Raw genomic sequence first — 16,181 nt, 5'->3', positions numbered from 1 at the left:
CTTCCCTGCCGGAAGGGGCCTCTGTCGTGTCCGGTCAGGCGAGGCTGAAGCGCTGCTTCAGTTCGTCGAGCTGTCCCTTCAGTTCCTCGGGCAGCGACTCCCCGAAGCGGCCGTACCACTGCTCGATCCCCTCGAGCTCCTCCGCCCACTCCACGGCGTCCACGTGCACCGCTGCCTCGACCTCCGCGGGTGTCATGTCCAGTCCGGTCAGGTCCAAGGCGTCGCCGGTGGGCACGAAACCGATGGGCGTCTCGACGGCATCGGCCGTGCCCTCGAGCCGCTCGACGACCCACTTGAGCACGCGCGAGTTGTCACCGAAGCCCGGCCAGGCGAACCCACCGGAAGCGGTACGGCGGAACCAGTTCACGAGAAAGATCTTCGGCAACCGTGACTGGTCCGCCCCGGCGCTGAGGGTGAGCCAGTGGCGGAGGTAGTCGCCGGCGTCGTACCCGATGAACGGCAGCATCGCCATCGGGTCGCGGCGCACCCGGCCCACCTGGCCGGCGGCGGCCGCCGTCGTCTCGGAGGAGAGCGTGGAGCCCATGAAGATGCCGTTGGCCCAGTTGCGGGATTGCGTGACCAAGGGCACGGTCGTCTTGCGGCGCCCCCCGAAGAGGATCGCGGAGAGTTCCACGCCGTCGGGCCGGTTGAACTCCTCGGCCAGCATGTCGATCTGGTCGATGGGCGTGCAGAACCGGGCATTGGGGTGCGCGGCCGGGTGGTCCATGTCCGGCGTCCAGTCCCGGCCCTGCCAATCGGTCAGGTGCGCCGGCGCCTCGTCGGTCATGCCCTCCCACCACACGCCGCCGTCGTCGGTGAGTGCCACATTGGTGAAGACCGAGTTGCCCTTGGCGATCGCGCGCATGGCGTTCGGGTTGGTCCCCCACCCGGTGCCCGGAGCGACCCCGAACAGGCCCGCTTCGGGATTGACGGCGCGGAGCTCGCCTTTTGTGCCGAAGCGCATCCACGTGATGTCATCGCCCAGGGTCTCCACCTTCCAGCCCTCGATCGTGGGATCGAGCAGGGCGAGGTTCGTCTTCCCGCACGCCGACGGGAACGCCGCGGACAGGTAGTAGGTCTTGTCCTGGGGGGAGGTGAGCTTCAGGATCAGCATGTGCTCGGCCAGCCAGCCCTCGTCGCGGGCCATGACCGAGGCGATCCTCAGGGCGTAGCACTTCTTGCCGAGCAGGGCGTTGCCGCCGTACCCGGAGCCGTAGGACCAGATGGAGCGCTCCTCGGGGAAGTGCACGATCCACTTGTCGTCGTTGCACGGCCACGGCACGTCGGCCTCACCGGGTTCCAGCGGGGCGCCGAGGGAGTGGAGCGCGGGCACGAACGGGGCGCCGAGCTCGGTCATCCGGTCCAACACGGCCGAGCCGATGGTCGCCATGATGCGCATAGACGTCACCACATAGGCGCTGTCCGTGATCTCGACGCCGAACTTGGGGTCTTCGGCGTCGAGATGGCCCATGACGAACGGGATGACGTACATGGTGCGCCCGCGCATGGCGCCGGCGAACAGACCCGTGAGCTTCGCCTTCATCTCCTCCGGGTCCATCCAGTTGTTGGTGAAACCGGCCTCGCGCTCGTCCTTCGAGCAGATGAAGGTCTGCTCCTCCACCCGGGCCACGTCCTTGGGGTCCGAGAACGCCGCGAAGGAGTTGGGGAAGGTGTCGGGGTTCAGTCGGACGAAGGTCCCGCTGTCCACGAGCATCTCGGTGAGGCGCGTGTTCTCCGCCTCCGAGCCGTCGATCCAGACGACGTCGGCCGGCTGCGTGAGCTCCTGCACGCTCCTGACCCAGTCCAGAAGCGCCGGGTGGGTGGTCGGCGCAGCGCCGGAGGCATCCGGCAGCGTACTGCCGGGATCTGTGGGGGTGGTGCCGGCCTCGTCCAGCTGATGCGCAGTATCGCCCATTACTCTTCCCTTCGGTTGGGTGCTCGGTGTATCGATGCTAGGGGCGGGATATTTCGCGCAAGGGTCCCGACCGCGGGACACGTCCAGGTGTCCTCCGGTGATCCGCGTCATAACAGCGATGTCATGCGCTTGCATAGCGCCGGACTGTGACAAAGGTCACGTAGACCGGTCTAGTCGCAGAGAGAGGGGGCACCTGATTAGGCGCCCCGCTGATTTCACGCTAAAGTTGTCTACGGCCAAACGGCCCGCTTGTAGGACGGATTCGCACTGCGGATCGACGGACTACGGATGCGTGCGTAGCTCAACGGATAGAGCATCTGACTACGGATCAGAAGGTTGGGGGTTCGAATCCCTTCGCGCGCACCACGGTTCTCTGGAACCATTGAAAGGCCCTGGCTTCGGCCGGGGCCTTTTGCGTGGGGTTGCCCCCGTGCAGCGTCGGTGGAAGGCTCAGCCCATGAGTGAACCCCGGAGCATCGACGTCATCGTGATCGGAGCCGGCGCAGTCGGCGAGAATGTCGCAGGGCGGGTGGTCCAAAAGGGCCTCTCGGCCGTCCTCGTCGAATCCGATCTCGTGGGCGGTGAATGCTCCTACTGGGCGTGCATGCCCTCCAAGGCTCTCCTCCGTCCCGGAACCGTCCTCAACGCGGCACGGGGCGTGGCCGGTGTCCGCGAAGCGGTCACCGGGTCGCTCGACACCCGGCAGGTGCTGGAGCGCCGCACGTCCTTCACCTCCGACTGGGACGACTCCTCGCAGGAGGAATGGGTGGCCTCGGCGGGGATCACCCTCGAACGCGGGTGGGCGACGCTGACCGGTGAGCGGGAGGTGTCCATCAGCCACGATGACGGATCCGAGTCGCACTACCGGGCCAGCCACGCCGTCGTCCTCGCCACGGGCTCGACGCCGACCGTGCCGCCCATCGACGGCCTCCAGGACCTCGACTACTGGACCACCCGCGAAGCCACCTCGGCCAGGGAGGTCCCGGCGAGCCTCGCGGTCCTCGGTGGCGGGGTGGCCGGCGTCGAACTGGCGCAGGCCTATGCGCGGCTCGGCGCGGAGGTCACCGTCGTCGCGCGCAGCGGTATCCTCGGCAACTACCCGAAGGAGGCGTCCGACCTCGTGCTCGAGGCGCTACGGGGAGAGGGAATCACGATCCTGACGGACACGGCCACGAACGCGATCCGCAAGGAGGACGGCCTGTTCGTGCTCGACGTCGGCGACGGCCGGCGCGTCACCGCGGAACGGCTGCTCCTTTCCACCGGCCGCCATCCGCACACCACCGGACTCGGCCTCGAGGACCTGGGACTCGACCCGAAGAACATCCACCCGGACGACACCGGGCGCGTGCCCGACGCCGGAGGCTGGCTGTACGCGGTCGGCGACGCCGGTGGCAGGGTGCAGCTCACGCACCAGGGGAAGTACGAGGCGCGCATGACCGGCGACGCCATCGCCGCCCGCGCCGCGGGCACTCTCGGGGACTCCGCGGTGGACTGGAGCCCCTACACGGCCACCGCGGACCGCGGGGCCGTACCCCAGGTGGTCTTCACCGACCCGGAGATCGCGATGGTGGGGCGCAGCCTCGACCAGGCTCGGGAGGACGGCATCAACGCGTCCGAGACATCGCTGCCGATCGCCGTGGCCGGCTCGTCGCTCCACTCGGACGACTACAAGGGCTGGGCGCAGATGGTGGTGGACGAGGACCGCAAGGTGCTCGTCGGCGTGACGTTCGCCGGACCGGAGGTGTCCGAGCTGCTGCACGCCGCCACCATCGCCGTCGTCGGGGAGGTGCCCCTGGACCGCCTGTGGCATGCGGTGCCCGCCTACCCCACCGTCAGCGAGGTCTGGCTGCGGCTGCTCGAGCAGTACGGGCTGTAGCGGGCGAGCGCCCATGTCTCCGGGGATGCCACGGACGCGAGGAATCACATGCTGACGCAGGTCGCGGAGGGCGTGCTCGTCCACCAGAGCGAACTGATCCGGAACAACGCCGTCGTCATCGACGGCTCCACCGGCGTGCTGCTCGTCGATCCCGGGATCCGGGACGCAGAGATGGCGTGCCTTGCGGGCGACCTCCGCGCCTCGGGTCGGAGCGTTGCGGCCGGCTTCTCGACGCACCCCGACTGGGACCACGTGCTCTGGCACACCGGACTCGGCACGGCTCCACGGTACGGTACGGCCCGCTGCGCGGAGTTCATGCACGACCTGCTGTCCGACGCTGACTGGAAGGCCCGCGTGGCGGAGGGGCTACCACCGGAGATCGCAGACGAGATCCCGCTGGACCTTTTCGGCCTCATCACCGGCCTGCCCGCCGGGACCGCGCGGATCCCCTGGGACGGCCCGGCAGTCCGGATCATCGAGCATCCCGCGCACGCACAGGGACACGCGGCACTGCTGGTCGAGGAGCCCGGCGTCCTCGTGGCCGGCGACATGCTCTCCGACATCCTGATGCCGTTCCCCGACCTGGACACCGCCCGTCCGCTCGAGGACTACCTCGAAGGTCTGCGGCTGCTCGAGGCCGTGGCGGGCGACGTCGCCGTCGTCATCCCGGGACATGGATCCGTCGGCGGAGCCGGTGAGGCACGCCGACGGATCGACCTAGACCGCACGTACGTCGAGGCCCTGCGCGACGGCCGCGCCCCTGCCGACCCGCGCATCGGCCCGTCGGCGACCTACGGCAGGGAGTGGTTGCCCGGCGTGTACGAATGGCAACGCCGGCAGCTCGCCGGACGACGGAAGCCCGGCGGGACACCGTTCTAGCGGTCGGCGGCGTCCCCGGGGAGACACACCGGCCCGGGGTCAGCGGAGGGTGGACGCCCGGCGCACCACGAAGTCGGTGACCTCGGCGTCGCGCCCGTCGAGCTCGGCCCAGTCGCCGTCGAAGGTCAGGACCGTGAGTCCCGCCGTCGGATAGTCGGTGGCGAGGTCCATGACGGCCCTCTCGTCCGACCGCACGGAAGCCAGGCGCATGGCCAGTTCCTGGACCCCTGGGTTGTGCGCGATCACGAGGAGGCTGGTCACAGTGGGCGGCACGCGGTTGATGAGCGAGAGCATCTCCGTGGGCCGTGCCGCGTAGAGGTCGTCCTCGAGCTTGGGGGTGGGCGCCTTGTCCCCGAGCTCCTTGCACACCCACGTGCACGTCTGCCGGGTGCGCAGGGCCGTTGAGACGAGGATGAAATCGGGGACGGCGTCGTGCTCCACCATCCACCGGCCCACGAGCGGGGCGTCCGCGTGACCCCGCGAACTGAGCGAGCGCTCGTGGTCGGAGACGCCCTCCTGGAACTCGGCCTTCGCATGCCGCAGCAGCATGAGCTTCTTCAGATGGTCGGAGGACATGCTCCGCAGTCTATGGCGTCCCGGCAATGGGCAGGAGCCTAGATGGAGTACTCCGGAGCGGCCCAGACCACCACTTCGGGGTGGTCGTAGAAGCGGTAGCCCTGGCCGCGCACGGTGCGCACCGTGTTGGCCAGCCGCCCGAGCTTCGACCGGAGGCGCCGGATGTGGACGTCGATGGTGCGCTCGTTCGGCACCTCGTCCGCGTTGCGCCAGAGTCCCCCGAGGAGCTCCTCGCGACCCACCGTGCGGGTCGCATTCTCCACGAGGTAGTTCAGCAGCTCGAACTCCTTGAACGTCAGATTCAGCGTCTCACCGTCGAGGTGCACCTCACGCCGCGACAGGTCGATGAGCACGCCGGTCGGGCGCACGGACTGGGCCTGCGACGGGGCCGGCGCTGCGGCCGGCCGCGGACGCCGGGCCACCGTGGGATCGCCGAGGGCCGCACGGACGACGTCGATATCGGATCCCGCGGCGTCGGCCGGTGCCAGCGCCACGGCCGCGTGGCTCTCGGCCGTCGGCACGAGCGAGCGCACGTAGGAGCGGACGTCCTGCGCGAGCTTCGATAGGGTGGTTCCGGCCGCTGCGGCGGTCGCCTCGTCGAGCGCGACGTACAGCACGAAGCCGCGTGCCGTGGTGTCGCCCGTGACGGCCTGCGGACCGGGCACGCCGTTGGGCGTGACGACGGGGACCGGGGCGCTCAGGTGCTGGGGGTCGCTCCCGGGGATCGCCTGGAGACGCGAGTGCGGGCGGGGCACCTGCTGCGTGTGGGCGGGTAACGACGGCGCGAACGACGCGCGGTTCTGCGGGGAGCGCTGGGAGATATGGACGTAGCCCGGATTGACTGACATGGAAACCACCTCGGAGAAATGTGCCGTCATCACGGCTCGAATGCGGGACGCGCCCGGTCGGGATGTTGAGAAATGCCCGCCGTTGGGCTCGGAGTGCGTAAGAAGAGGTTGGGTGTAACCGTTACGCGTGCATTCGAAGACAGCTGGAAGCCGCCACGGACACGGTGTCCGGGGAGGAAGCTGCGGATGCGGGTGAGTTGGTGATCACGCTGGAAATTATTGCACGTAACATTCGCCTACGCGCAAGTAACAAAGGAACTTGTCCGCGATGCGGACGGCGGGCGCCGATGGTCGGGCCCCGGTTGGGGCGGCATTATTGCGGGACGCGCGCCTCGCGCCTGCGCCCGGCGCGGGCGATGAGGAACAGCACCGACCCGACCACCATGTAGGCGAGGGCCCCGAGCCAGACGACGCCGGACTGCTGTGCCAGCAGCACGATGCTGGCGATGATGGCGAGGATGGGCACGATCCTGGGGGCCGAGAAGTGGGAGTGTTCTACCCTGTCCTTCTTGAGCGCGAGGACGCTGATGTTGGCCGAGATGAACACCAGCAGGAGCAGGAGCACGGTGGTCTCGGCGAGGGTGGCGAGGTCCCCGAAAAGGGTCAGGACGATGGTCAGCCCGGCGACGACGATGATGGAGACCCACGGCGTGCGCCGCCTGGGCAGCACGCGGGCGAACGCGCTCGGCAAGAGCTCGGCTTCCGCGAGCCCGTAGCCCACGCGGCTGGCCATCACCATGAACAGCAGCGCGCCGTTGGCGATCGCGATCAGCGCGATGATGCTGAACAGCCAGGGCGGGATCCCCGCACCGCTGGCATTCACGACGTCGAGCAGGGGCCCGGTGGACTGCGCGAGTTCCGTCGGGGGGAGGACGATGACCGCGCCGACGGCGATGAGGAGGTAGACGACCGCGGCGGTACCGATCGCGCCGAAGAGGGCCTTGGGGTAGGCCCTCGAGGGATCCCGGACCTCCTCTGCCATGTTCGCGGCCGCCTCGAACCCGAGGAACGAGAAGAACGCGACGACGGAGGCCGCGAAGGCTCCCTCCAGCGGGGGCACGTCGGGGGCGAACTCGAGGAGCCGCGCAGGCTCGCCGTTGCCGCTGCCGAGCACGAGGGCGGCAAGCACGATGACGAGCACGAGGCCGGTGACCTCGATGACGGACGCGACGAGGTTCGCGGTCAGGGATTCGCGGACGCCCCGGAGGTTGATCAGCGTCAGCAGGATGATGAAGACCACCGCGGCAGGGGCGGCGGGCACGTCGATGAGGGCGGACAGATAGTCACCCGCGAACGCGTTCGCGAGGGCGGCCGCCGTGGTGATGCCGGACGCCATCATCAGGAACCCGACGAGGAAGGACAGGTACGGGATGCCGAAGGCCCGGTCCACGTACCGTGCAGCGCCGCCGGCGTGCGGGTACTTGGTGATGAGCTCCGCGTAGGTGCCCGCGGTGAGGAGCGCCACCACCAGCGCGATGAGCAGCGGTAACCAGATGACGCCCCCGACGTCGTCGGCCATGGTACCGACGAGCGTGTAGATCCCGGCGCCGAGGGTGTCTCCGACGATGAACGCGAAGAGTAGCGGCGCACCGATCGCGCGCTTCAGTCCGCCATGCGTGCTCGCTTCGGTGGTGCCGCTGTCCGTCGCCATCGCACTATTGCAGTCCTTCGCGCGCGCCGACGCAACCCCCACCGAGCGGCAGGGTGCTGCCCGGTTCCCGGAGGGAAGTGTCCGACCTAGCCGACGACGCCGTAGAGGCGGTCTCCCGCGTCCCCGAGACCGGGGACGATGTACGACTTCTCGTTCAGCTTCTCGTCGATCGAGGCGAGGACGATCGTGACGTTACGGCCCTCGAGCTCCTCCTGCAGGGTGGCAAGTCCCTCGGGTGCTGCGAGGAGGCAGATGCAGGTGATGTCGGCGGCGCCGCGGGCGAAGAGGAACTTGATGGCCTCACGGAGGGTCCCGCCCGTGGCGAGCATGGGATCGAGCACGAAGACCTGCCGGCCCGTGAGGTCGTCCGGCAGCCGCTCGGCGTAGGTGATGGCCTCGAGCGTCTCCTCGTTGCGGGCCATGCCGAGGAAACCGACCTCCGCTGTCGGCACGAGGCGCGTCATGCCCTCGAGCATGCCGAGGCCTGCGCGGAGGATGGGGACCACGAGGGGGGTGGGCTTCACGAGCCCGGTGCCCTGGGTGGCGGTGACGGGTGTCTCGATGGACACGGTCTCCACGCGGACGTCGCGCGTGGCCTCGTAGGCCAGCAGGGTGACGAGCTCCTCGGTCAGGAGCCGGAACACCGGCGACGACGTGTCCTTGTCCCGGAGAACCGTGAGTTTGTGGGCTACCAGGGGGTGGTCGACTACCAGTACGCGCATGCCTCAAAAGTACCATTGAGCCCATGAGCCCTGCCCTGCAGCCCGTGGATCCCGAGCATCGGGCGTGGATGGGGTTGGCCCTGCACGCCGCCGAACGGACCCGCGCGAGTGTCGACGTGCCGATCGGTGCGGTCGTCATCGACCCGGAGGGCGACGTGCTGGGGACGGGCTGGAACCAGCGCGAGGAGCTCGGGGATCCGACCGCGCACGCCGAGGTGCAGGCCATCCGTGCTGCCGCTCTCCGGCTGGGCGCGTGGCGGCTCGAGGGGTGCACGCTGGTGGTGACGCTGGAGCCGTGCGCCATGTGTGCGGGGGCGTCGGTCCTGGCGCGCATCCCCCGCGTGGTGTTCGGGGCGTGGGACGAGAAGGCCGGGGCCTCCGGCTCGGTGTTCGACGTGTTGCGCGAGCGGCGGCTGAACCACTGGACCGAGGTGGTGGCCGGGGTCCGGGAGGACGAGTGCGCCGCGCTGCTCCGGGAGTTCTTCGCAGCCCAGCGGTCCGGTTCCGGCGCTCCCTGATACTGCGTAGGCTGATGAAATACGCAGCACCCTTCGACAAGGAGTAGACGTGGCAGACCAGCAGGACGGTTTGAAGGAAGTACAGGACATCCTCGGCAAGGCCGACATCGCGATCCTCACCACGGTGAGCCTCGACGGGCAGCTCGTGAGCCGGCCGCTCGCCCTGCAGGCGAAGGACTTCGACGGCGACCTCTGGTTCTTCACCGAGGACCCCTCCCCCAAGGCCGACGAGATCCGCGCGAACCCGCAGGTGAACGTCTCGGCGAGCACGGGCAAGGGCTACGTCTCGATCGCCGGGACCGCGACGCTCACGAAGGACCAGGCGAAGATCGACGAACTGTGGGGCCCTTCGGTGTCCGCGTGGTTCGAGGACGGGCGCGACGATCCCGCCGTCGCCCTCATCCACGTCGACGCCGACACGGCCGAGTACTGGTCCATGGACGCGCCGCGCGTGGTCTCGGCCGTGAAGATGGTCAAGGGCCTCGTGACGGGCACCAAGCCGGACTCCGGCAAGAACGAGGTCATCGACCTGCCGTAGGTCCGCACCGGACCCGTTTTGGGTTCGGGGTGGTGGAACCGGTAACGTAGTGGCGTTGGTGACGTGTCCGAGCGGCCGAAGGTGCAACACTCGAAATGTTGTTTGGTGTAAAAGCCAACGTGGGTTCAAATCCCACCGTCACCGCCATGGAGAAGGCCCCGCAGCCCTTGTGAAAACAGGGATGCGGGGCCTTTCGCTTTGCCTGGTGGACGGGGGGCGTCGGGCGACCGGGTCCGCTGGTGCCTCTTCGCCGCGGAGCCCCGGCGGCTCACCTCAGGACAGCCGTGGCTTCGATCTCGACGGGAAGAGCGGGAACCCACAGCGCCTGGACTCCGATGACGGTAATGGGCGGCAGGGGCGACCGGCGCGTAGTCGGTCTGCTGCAGCAGACCGTGGGGATGGCTGAGGTGCACGGTCACCGGGTGTCCTTCGCTGAGGGTTCGGTGGATGTGCCGGCGGGAGGCTGCAACGCTGGGCTCCCACGCCGCCGTGCCGGTGCACCACAGGAAACACCCTGTTCCCACCACAGGGTCAACACGGGTGGATGCCCCTGTCTGGGCGACGGTGAGGTCGGATCGCGGCTCAGCCGGGTATGTGTCCAACGTCTCGCTTCCTCGCCTTGACCCTGTGGCTGGAACAGGCCTTTCACTGGTTGACGTACACCCCACCACGCCACGACAGAGCGCAACCAGCGCCGTCGCGGAAGCGTGGTGGACGACGGCGGCGCGACCCGTGCCCGCCGTCGAGACCACGGAGGAAAACGCAATGTCCAACCCCTACGAAGGCATCCAGGAATGGGTGCAACAACTACCCGAATTCGTCCAGCCCATCGGTGTCGCCGTCGCCGGCATGATCCCCTACGTCGAGGGCGAGGGGGCGTCCGGCATCGGGATCATCCTCGGGATCAATCCGTTCGTGGCGGCGATCGCAGCCATGGTGGGCAACTTCCTGAGCGTGCTCGCCGTCGTCGTCGTCAGTTCCCGCGTCCGCGAGAGAGTCGTCGCCCACCGAGGAGGCGGTGCTGAGGCGGCAGATCCTGCGCCCGCCCCCTCGGCCAGGCGGGCGAAGGGGCAGCGGCGCCTGCAGGGCTGGCTCTCGCGGTTCGGGGTGCCGGGCGCGAGCCTGCTCGCCCCTCTCGCTCTTCCCACGCAGCTCACTGCCGCATTCTTCGCGGCGTCCGGCGTCGACAGGAAGCGGGTCCTGCTCTGGCAGGGGGTCGCGATCGCGCTGTGGACCGTCGTCGTCTCCCTCGTCGCGACCTGGCTCGTCGGCGTCCTGGGCTGGTGACGGACACCCCGTGACCCCCTGACCCTTCGGTGGGACCATGAGGTTCTCTTCCGGAAGGCCGATCGACCGACAGCAGGTACGTGACGAGCGGACCGGTGGAGCAGAACGAGGAAGGACTGCGGACATGGCGTGGAGCACCCAGGGAATCGCCGAACTGGCCGGGACGACGGTGAACACCGTGCGTCATTATCATCGGGTGGGGCTCCTCGAGCAGCCGGACAGGATGCCCAACGGCTACAAGCAGTACCAGGTCAGGCACCTCGTCCGTCTCCTGAAGATACGGCGCCTGCGGGATCTCGGCGTCCCGCTCGATCAGATCGACGAGGTGGCCCTCGAGGGCGATTCGTCGTTCGAGGCGTTGAGAGCCATCGACGCGGACCTCGCGGTGAGCATCGAGAGGTTGCAGCGCGCCAGGGCGGAGATCCAGGCGATCCTCCAGGGAGCCTCGGTGACCGGCGTCCCGGCAGGATTCGAGGACTTGGCACCCCAGTTGTCCAAGCCGGATCAGTCGCTGATGCTGATCTACTCCCAGCTGTACGACGACGACGCGATGCAGGATCTGCGGAACATGGTCCGGGCGGATCCCGAGTCGGCGAGCAAGGAGTTCGACGCGCTGCCCCCTGACGCCGACGAGACAGCACGCGCCGAACTCGCGGAACGCTATGCACCGGTCATCGCACGCGCCATCAGGGACTACCCGTGGGTCATGGATCCGGGGAAGCACCTGTCGAAGAGCCTCGAGACGACGCAGAACACGGTCGTCGAATCGATCATGGCCCTCTACAACCCGGCGCAGCGTGACGTCCTTGCACGCGCGAGCGTCATTGCCGGCGGCATCATCCGGGAGGAACAGACGACGGAGGACGACCCCACGCCCTGAGGCCGAACCTCCGGCGGCCCTGGTGGTGGCCAAGAAGCGGGACGTCTGACCACCCCTCCGGCCCGGCCGGAGCCTGAACCCTCGTCGGGGGAGGCGCGGAGCGGACGCCGCGCCTCCCCCGACGAGTCCATCAGTCCCTGTTACTCCTCGCCGCCGGCCGCAGCGGCCTTGAGAGCGTCCTTCTCGGCACGCAGCGCTTCCGTCTCCTGCTGCTCGTCGGCCTTCTCCTGGTGGATGACCACCGCGAAGAGCTTCTCCATCTCCTTGGCCACCCCGGCCGCCGACGCCGGGTTCTGACCGGTCACCAGCCGGTCGTCGACCACTACCTGTTCCTCGAAGACATCGGCAGGGACGTGGGTGGCGCCCTGCTCCTCGAGCCGATCCGCCAGGAAGAACGGGATGACCCCGTCCTTCCCCGCCGCGACCTCCTCGTCGTTGGTGAAGGCGGCCACCCTCCGGCCCTCCACGAGGCGGAACCCGTTCTCCAGTTCCACGTTCAGCAGCCCCGCCGGTCCGTGGCAGACCGCGCCCACCAGGCCGCCGGCATCGTAGACGCTCGCCACGAGTCTCTGCAGGCCCTCGCTGTCCGGGAAGTCCCACATGGTGCCATGGCCGCCCACGAGGTAGACGGCGTCGTACTGGGCGGGGTCGACGACATCCACCCGGGCCGTGTTGTAGAGCCCGGCACGCGTGGTCTCGTCCTCGGTGAAGGCGACCTGGACAGGGTCCGTGGTGTCCACCTCGTCGCGCGGGGGCTGCCCGCCCTGGATGGAGGCGAAGTCGACGAAATGCCCGGAATCCTTGAACACCTTCCAGGGGTGCGCGGCCTCGGCCACGTTGTAGCCGGTCCTCTCCCCTGTATCGCCGATCTCTGAAACGCTGGTCAGAACCATGAGGATCTTCTTCATGGAGTGCTCCTTTCGTCCGGCTTCCACCCTACGCTCGGCCCGGATCGCCGAGTGCGATCATGAAGGCTCCGGAGCTACGTGAGCTCGATGAGGAAGCGGTTGTGATCGGCGGAATTGAATCTCGCGGTGATCATGCTGGAAGTGTTCGCGTGCTCCACCCGAATCTGCATGATCACCTGTTCGGTGACAGTGAATCCCTTTCCCGCGGGAGGCACCGTCGTCTCGTTCTCCGTCATGGTGGAGACGTTGTTGAAGGTGCTGACGTACTCGTTGTCGAGATCGTCCACGTCCTTCCAGTCCTTGTTCACCATCGAGAACTGGGTACCTCCCTCCGCGGGCTCGGTGCCGTGGACGCCTGCGACTGCGGTGGCTGTTCGGCGGCAGCAGCACAGGAGGAAAGCGTGAACACAGCTCCCCGGGAAGCCTGAGCTCCCGGCCCAGAACAACTAGCGGGTTGTCAGGCGGGTACCTTCAGCCTGATTGCCTGTCTCCCAGTCCTGTCCGAACGAGGACGATCCCGGATCCGCGAAGAATTCGGCCAGTGCCTCTTCGACGGCCACGACGTCGTGAACCAGTCGCAGGGGCATGAAACCCTTCGGACCGCCCATCGGTATCTCCACCGAGTATTCGCCACCGGCCCGGTACGCACCAGGACCGCCCAAGATCCTTCATCGGCGGCGTCGGTGGTGCGATGGCAGATGAAGCCCGGGTGTACCGCACCGGCCACCTCGAACCGCGCGTCCCGCCGCTCGACGGACAGACGCCCACCCTTCGTGCCGTTCAGGGCAGCACCAGCCGCTTTCCGCGCCTCCGCGACGGTGCTCATGCCTCGACCGTCCACTGTCCAGGCAGCAAGCGCATCACTAGAGGGCCGGGGGCACTGGCTTCCGACTTCAGGCATCGACGGGACCACCGGTGCGAACGGGATCGCAATCGGTGCCGGCGTATACGGGCCGTCGCCTAGGAGAAACGAAGGTCCTGGGCTTGAGCGCCGCGCTCCCAAGCCCAGCCGGTGAGGTCCTTGGCTCCCTGGGTCTCGAAAAACCCGTTGAGGGCCTGCTCCGCCACGTCGGTGGGAACTTTCACTCCCTGCGGCACCCTGCCCGTCAGACCATGTGTGTCCAGGCGGATCGATACTTCGTCGTTCTGGTGAGGAACATGAGTGAGTACTGACAACGTCTCAAGGTCTCGACCGTCCGAAGCGATGTGTACAACAAATCCTTCCGCTGCAGCGCCCCAGGCCTCGAAGCGACGGTGACCGAGAACGACGACGAACCGACCATCCTCGAGACTCTCCCAGCGCCCCAGTCGGGACAGCGCCCGTTGTTTGGCTTCCGCGACACTGTCGATCGCTTCTCCGGCCACGACCCACGTAGACGGTGAAGCCTGGTGACGACGGTTGTATCCGAAGAAGGCGAGTTCCTTCCCGATGACGTATCCGATGGCAGACACCGGAACGGACAGGAGGGCAAACCCCCGCCAGGGGGCAGGCGCGAGGAGCAACAGAGCCAGTTCAGCAAGAATCACAGCGTAGATGAGCCAGGCCGGCCCGCGGATGCCCGTACGAACACCTACAGCGCCACTGATCAGTAGCCCCGCTCCCACTACTACGATCGCCGGCACGAGCGCCTCGCGCGGCACATAGCCGACCAGCAGAAACAACAACAGGACCAGAAGTATCGCGGGAATCAGCAGGCGAAACCAGACTTCGCGTGATTCACCTGAACCACGCAATCGAGCAGATTTACGGTCGTCCATCAATTTCTCCGCGTCTCAGTTTCCAGCAACGAAAAACTTGGCAACATCCAGTCCCGATCCCGTCGTCGTTCCATAGAGGGAGGAACGTACCAACGCAATCGAGTTCGGGCCGCCGCTCGCAAGCCCCGACAACGTACTGACGTTCGTTCGTGCCGCTTGCTGGAGTGTACTTGATGAGCTGGGTCCGCCAGGTAGGTGGGTGAGCGCACCACCGGTAATCCCCGACCACCCTACGTCGGCCCACGTGACTGCTTCCCCGGAGATGAACTTGTCGGTCACGGTACCCGCGATCGCACCACCACTTCCAAGCGCAGTGGTTGCTGCCGCAGCCTGAAGTGTAGGCCTGGCGCCTGCGGCAGTGAGCGTATATGCGCCATGACCGCCTGCACGGGCCAGGGTCCCGCCAGCAGGTCCCGCCAGCCCGCCCACAGCGCCGCTCAAAGTACCACCGGCTACGGATCCAGCGAAGGACCGCCAGTTGTCGACTCTGCCCCCGTTCTTGATCAGATGAGTCGCAGCGCCACCAACAGCGCCCGCTGCCCCGTTGACACCCGCATTCACGGCGACGTAGCTGCCGAGCCTCGAAGCCAATGACGCCATAGCAGCGGCGGCCCGCCCGGCAGTCAGCGCCCCACCTCCGAGCCACTCCAGGCCCGCAGTGTCCACCCCGCCGTGACGGGTCAGGCTGACACCCACCGGCAGTCCACCGACCATCCCGGCCGAGGTGCGTCCGGGTGAGGGGTCGGGGATCGCCGGGGCGCCCAGGACCGCCCAAGGGTCGGCCTCATCGGTGGGGCGGGCGGCCCGCCAGCCCGACGCCGTCCATGCCTCCCCGATTCCTGTCACACCGCCGGGCAGGGACAACACCTGCTCACCAGCGACACCTGCGAGGCCGCTGGTGGGAGTAGGGCCAGTGCCGCCGGAGGTCGTTGGGGTGATACCCGTGAGGGTGGGTATGTGGTTCGCGGTGTCCCACCACAGCCGGGCGCCGTCGATGCCGGCGAGTTCGCCGAGGGCGTCGACCCACAGCTCGTGTCGGGACGTGACCTCGCCGTCGGGGGTGCGGTCACACGTGCTCTTCAGGTGACCGGTGGGGCCCCATGCGTACTCGGTCCAGGACCCCCCTGGGTGGATGAGCCGGGTGCGCCGGCCGAGTCCGTCGTGGATGAATTCCGTCCGTGACCCGTCGGGGCCGATGATGGCCAGGAGTTGTCCTGCGGCGTCGTAGTCGAATACCCGCGACCCTGCCGGGGTGGCCTCGCGGACCAGTCGTCCACCGGCGTCGTACTCCCACTCCGACGTCGACTCCGCCTGCGGTGCCGGTGCCGGTGCTTCCGAGCCACCGATCGCGGAGGTGGTGGCGGTGATCAGCTGCCCGGCTCCGTCGTACCCGTACCGTGTGACCGCCCCGGCGCGGGTCAGCGCGGTGATGCGGCTGTCGTCGTCCCGACCGATCAGCGTCACGTCCGTGCCGTCTGTAGTGCTCGAGGCACTTTCTGGGCCGTCCATGTGGTCGGCCCACCCCGCGTGGGTGGAGGAGACGGTGCGGCTGTGCTCAGCAAGAGCCCCATGACGGTAGGCCCATTCCTGCACCAAATATCCCGCAGTCGCCGAGGTGAGGCGTCCGGAGGGGTTGTGTGTGAACACCGCGTGCCCGAGCAGCGGGTTGGTGACGGTGGTGAGCCGTCCGGCACTGTCGCGGGTGTAGGTGGTGGTCGTACCCCGGGTATCGGTGAAGGAAGTCCGGTTGCCGTCGGCGTCGTACGCCCACAACAAACCCTGCCCGCCGCGGGTGCGGGAGGTGAGCTGCCTGCACCGGTTGAAG

15 protein-coding genes and 2 tRNA genes are annotated in these 16,181 nt (G+C 68.0%); 8 read left to right on the top strand and 9 right to left on the bottom strand.

The features are described 5' to 3' along the window. Positions 1–34 precede the first annotated feature (34 nt). A complete protein-coding gene (locus tag CI785_RS13435) occupies positions 35–1,915 on the bottom strand; it encodes a phosphoenolpyruvate carboxykinase (GTP) (RefSeq protein ID WP_105032566.1) in 1,881 nt (626 codons plus the stop codon). A 290-nt stretch (positions 1,916–2,205) separates the two neighbouring features. Here CI785_RS13435 and CI785_RS13430 point away from each other — a divergent pair. From CI785_RS13430 to CI785_RS13420, 3 genes are all read left to right on the top strand, one after another. After that, positions 2,206–2,281, top strand: a tRNA-Arg gene (locus CI785_RS13430). Between the two features lie 91 nt (positions 2,282–2,372). Beyond that, positions 2,373–3,791, top strand: coding sequence for a dihydrolipoyl dehydrogenase family protein (locus CI785_RS13425; protein WP_105032565.1), 1,419 nt, complete (start codon positions 2,373–2,375; stop codon positions 3,789–3,791). 48 nt (positions 3,792–3,839) lie between these two features. Further along, positions 3,840–4,670: an MBL fold metallo-hydrolase gene (locus CI785_RS13420; RefSeq protein WP_105032564.1), complete on the top strand. Its 831-nt coding sequence runs from the start codon at positions 3,840–3,842 to the stop codon at positions 4,668–4,670. Between the two features lie 39 nt (positions 4,671–4,709). Here CI785_RS13420 and CI785_RS13415 read toward each other — a convergent pair whose 3' ends face one another. From CI785_RS13415 to upp, 4 genes are all read right to left on the bottom strand, one after another. After that, positions 4,710–5,246 (bottom strand): SixA phosphatase family protein, encoded by a 537-nt coding sequence (locus tag CI785_RS13415; RefSeq protein ID WP_105032563.1) that lies wholly within the window; start codon positions 5,244–5,246, stop codon positions 4,710–4,712. A gap of 38 nt (positions 5,247–5,284) precedes the next feature. Then, positions 5,285–6,094: a winged helix-turn-helix domain-containing protein gene (locus CI785_RS13410; protein WP_105032699.1), complete on the bottom strand. Its 810-nt coding sequence runs from the start codon at positions 6,092–6,094 to the stop codon at positions 5,285–5,287. A gap of 313 nt (positions 6,095–6,407) precedes the next feature. After that, positions 6,408–7,745, bottom strand: coding sequence for an APC family permease (locus CI785_RS13405; RefSeq protein ID WP_105032562.1), 1,338 nt, complete (start codon positions 7,743–7,745; stop codon positions 6,408–6,410). Between the two features lie 86 nt (positions 7,746–7,831). Next, positions 7,832–8,467: a uracil phosphoribosyltransferase gene (gene upp, locus CI785_RS13400; RefSeq protein ID WP_104048935.1), complete on the bottom strand. Its 636-nt coding sequence runs from the start codon at positions 8,465–8,467 to the stop codon at positions 7,832–7,834. A gap of 23 nt (positions 8,468–8,490) precedes the next feature. On the opposite strand from upp, the gene tadA reads away from it, so the two are divergent. The 5 genes from tadA to CI785_RS13375 all read left to right on the top strand — a co-directional run bounded on the left by tadA (position 8,491) and on the right by CI785_RS13375 (position 11,690). Next, the gene (tadA, locus tag CI785_RS13395) at positions 8,491–8,985 is read left to right on the top strand and encodes a tRNA adenosine(34) deaminase TadA (RefSeq protein ID WP_105032561.1); all 495 of its coding nucleotides are present in this window, start codon (positions 8,491–8,493) and stop codon (positions 8,983–8,985) included. Between the two features lie 49 nt (positions 8,986–9,034). Continuing rightward, on the top strand, positions 9,035–9,523 hold the full coding sequence (locus CI785_RS13390) for a pyridoxamine 5'-phosphate oxidase family protein (RefSeq protein WP_105032560.1): 489 nt from the start codon (positions 9,035–9,037) through the stop codon (positions 9,521–9,523). 57 nt (positions 9,524–9,580) lie between these two features. Continuing rightward, a tRNA-Ser gene (locus CI785_RS13385) sits at positions 9,581–9,670 on the top strand. 618 nt (positions 9,671–10,288) lie between these two features. After that, positions 10,289–10,810, top strand: coding sequence for a small multidrug efflux protein (locus CI785_RS13380; RefSeq protein WP_105032559.1), 522 nt, complete (start codon positions 10,289–10,291; stop codon positions 10,808–10,810). A 124-nt stretch (positions 10,811–10,934) separates the two neighbouring features. Further along, complete coding sequence (locus CI785_RS13375) at positions 10,935–11,690, top strand: MerR family transcriptional regulator (RefSeq protein ID WP_105032558.1); 756 nt, start codon at positions 10,935–10,937, stop codon at positions 11,688–11,690. A 140-nt stretch (positions 11,691–11,830) separates the two neighbouring features. Here the strand turns inward: CI785_RS13375 and CI785_RS13370 are convergent, their stop codons facing one another. The 4 genes from CI785_RS13370 to CI785_RS13355 all read right to left on the bottom strand — a co-directional run bounded on the left by CI785_RS13370 (position 11,831) and on the right by CI785_RS13355 (position 16,132). Further along, on the bottom strand, positions 11,831–12,598 hold the full coding sequence (locus tag CI785_RS13370; protein ID WP_105032557.1) for a type 1 glutamine amidotransferase domain-containing protein: 768 nt from the start codon (positions 12,596–12,598) through the stop codon (positions 11,831–11,833). 74 nt (positions 12,599–12,672) lie between these two features. Then, on the bottom strand, positions 12,673–12,909 hold the full coding sequence (locus tag CI785_RS13365) for a hypothetical protein (RefSeq protein WP_105032556.1): 237 nt from the start codon (positions 12,907–12,909) through the stop codon (positions 12,673–12,675). Between the two features lie 649 nt (positions 12,910–13,558). Then, positions 13,559–14,356: a hypothetical protein gene (locus CI785_RS13360; RefSeq protein ID WP_157940272.1), complete on the bottom strand. Its 798-nt coding sequence runs from the start codon at positions 14,354–14,356 to the stop codon at positions 13,559–13,561. Positions 14,357–14,371: 15 nt separating this feature from the next. After that, the gene (locus tag CI785_RS13355) at positions 14,372–16,132 is read right to left on the bottom strand and encodes an RHS repeat domain-containing protein (protein WP_105032554.1); all 1,761 of its coding nucleotides are present in this window, start codon (positions 16,130–16,132) and stop codon (positions 14,372–14,374) included. Between the last annotated feature and the right edge of the window lie 49 nt (positions 16,133–16,181).

The organism is Arthrobacter ruber (assembly GCF_002954225.1).
Taxonomy (GTDB): domain Bacteria; phylum Actinomycetota; class Actinomycetes; order Actinomycetales; family Micrococcaceae; genus Arthrobacter_D; species Arthrobacter_D ruber.
The sequence above is the reverse complement of the archived record's forward strand: the minus strand, read 5'-3'. Positions and strand labels throughout refer to the sequence as shown.

Coding starts and splice junctions, on each gene's coding strand:
- CI785_RS13435 (WP_105032566.1), bottom strand. CDS start 1,915: ATGGGCGATACTGCGCATCAGCTGGACGAGGCCGGCACCACCCCCACA.
- CI785_RS13425 (WP_105032565.1), top strand. CDS start 2,373: ATGAGTGAACCCCGGAGCATCGACGTCATCGTGATCGGAGCCGGCGCA.
- CI785_RS13420 (WP_105032564.1), top strand. CDS start 3,840: ATGCTGACGCAGGTCGCGGAGGGCGTGCTCGTCCACCAGAGCGAACTG.
- CI785_RS13415 (WP_105032563.1), bottom strand. CDS start 5,246: ATGTCCTCCGACCATCTGAAGAAGCTCATGCTGCTGCGGCATGCGAAG.
- CI785_RS13410 (WP_105032699.1), bottom strand. CDS start 6,094: ATGTCAGTCAATCCGGGCTACGTCCATATCTCCCAGCGCTCCCCGCAG.
- CI785_RS13405 (WP_105032562.1), bottom strand. CDS start 7,745: ATGGCGACGGACAGCGGCACCACCGAAGCGAGCACGCATGGCGGACTG.
- upp (WP_104048935.1), bottom strand. CDS start 8,467: ATGCGCGTACTGGTAGTCGACCACCCCCTGGTAGCCCACAAACTCACG.
- tadA (WP_105032561.1), top strand. CDS start 8,491: ATGAGCCCTGCCCTGCAGCCCGTGGATCCCGAGCATCGGGCGTGGATG.
- CI785_RS13380 (WP_105032559.1), top strand. CDS start 10,289: ATGTCCAACCCCTACGAAGGCATCCAGGAATGGGTGCAACAACTACCC.
- CI785_RS13375 (WP_105032558.1), top strand. CDS start 10,935: ATGGCGTGGAGCACCCAGGGAATCGCCGAACTGGCCGGGACGACGGTG.
- CI785_RS13370 (WP_105032557.1), bottom strand. CDS start 12,598: ATGAAGAAGATCCTCATGGTTCTGACCAGCGTTTCAGAGATCGGCGAT.
- CI785_RS13365 (WP_105032556.1), bottom strand. CDS start 12,909: ATGGTGAACAAGGACTGGAAGGACGTGGACGATCTCGACAACGAGTAC.
- CI785_RS13360 (WP_157940272.1), bottom strand. CDS start 14,356: ATGGACGACCGTAAATCTGCTCGATTGCGTGGTTCAGGTGAATCACGC.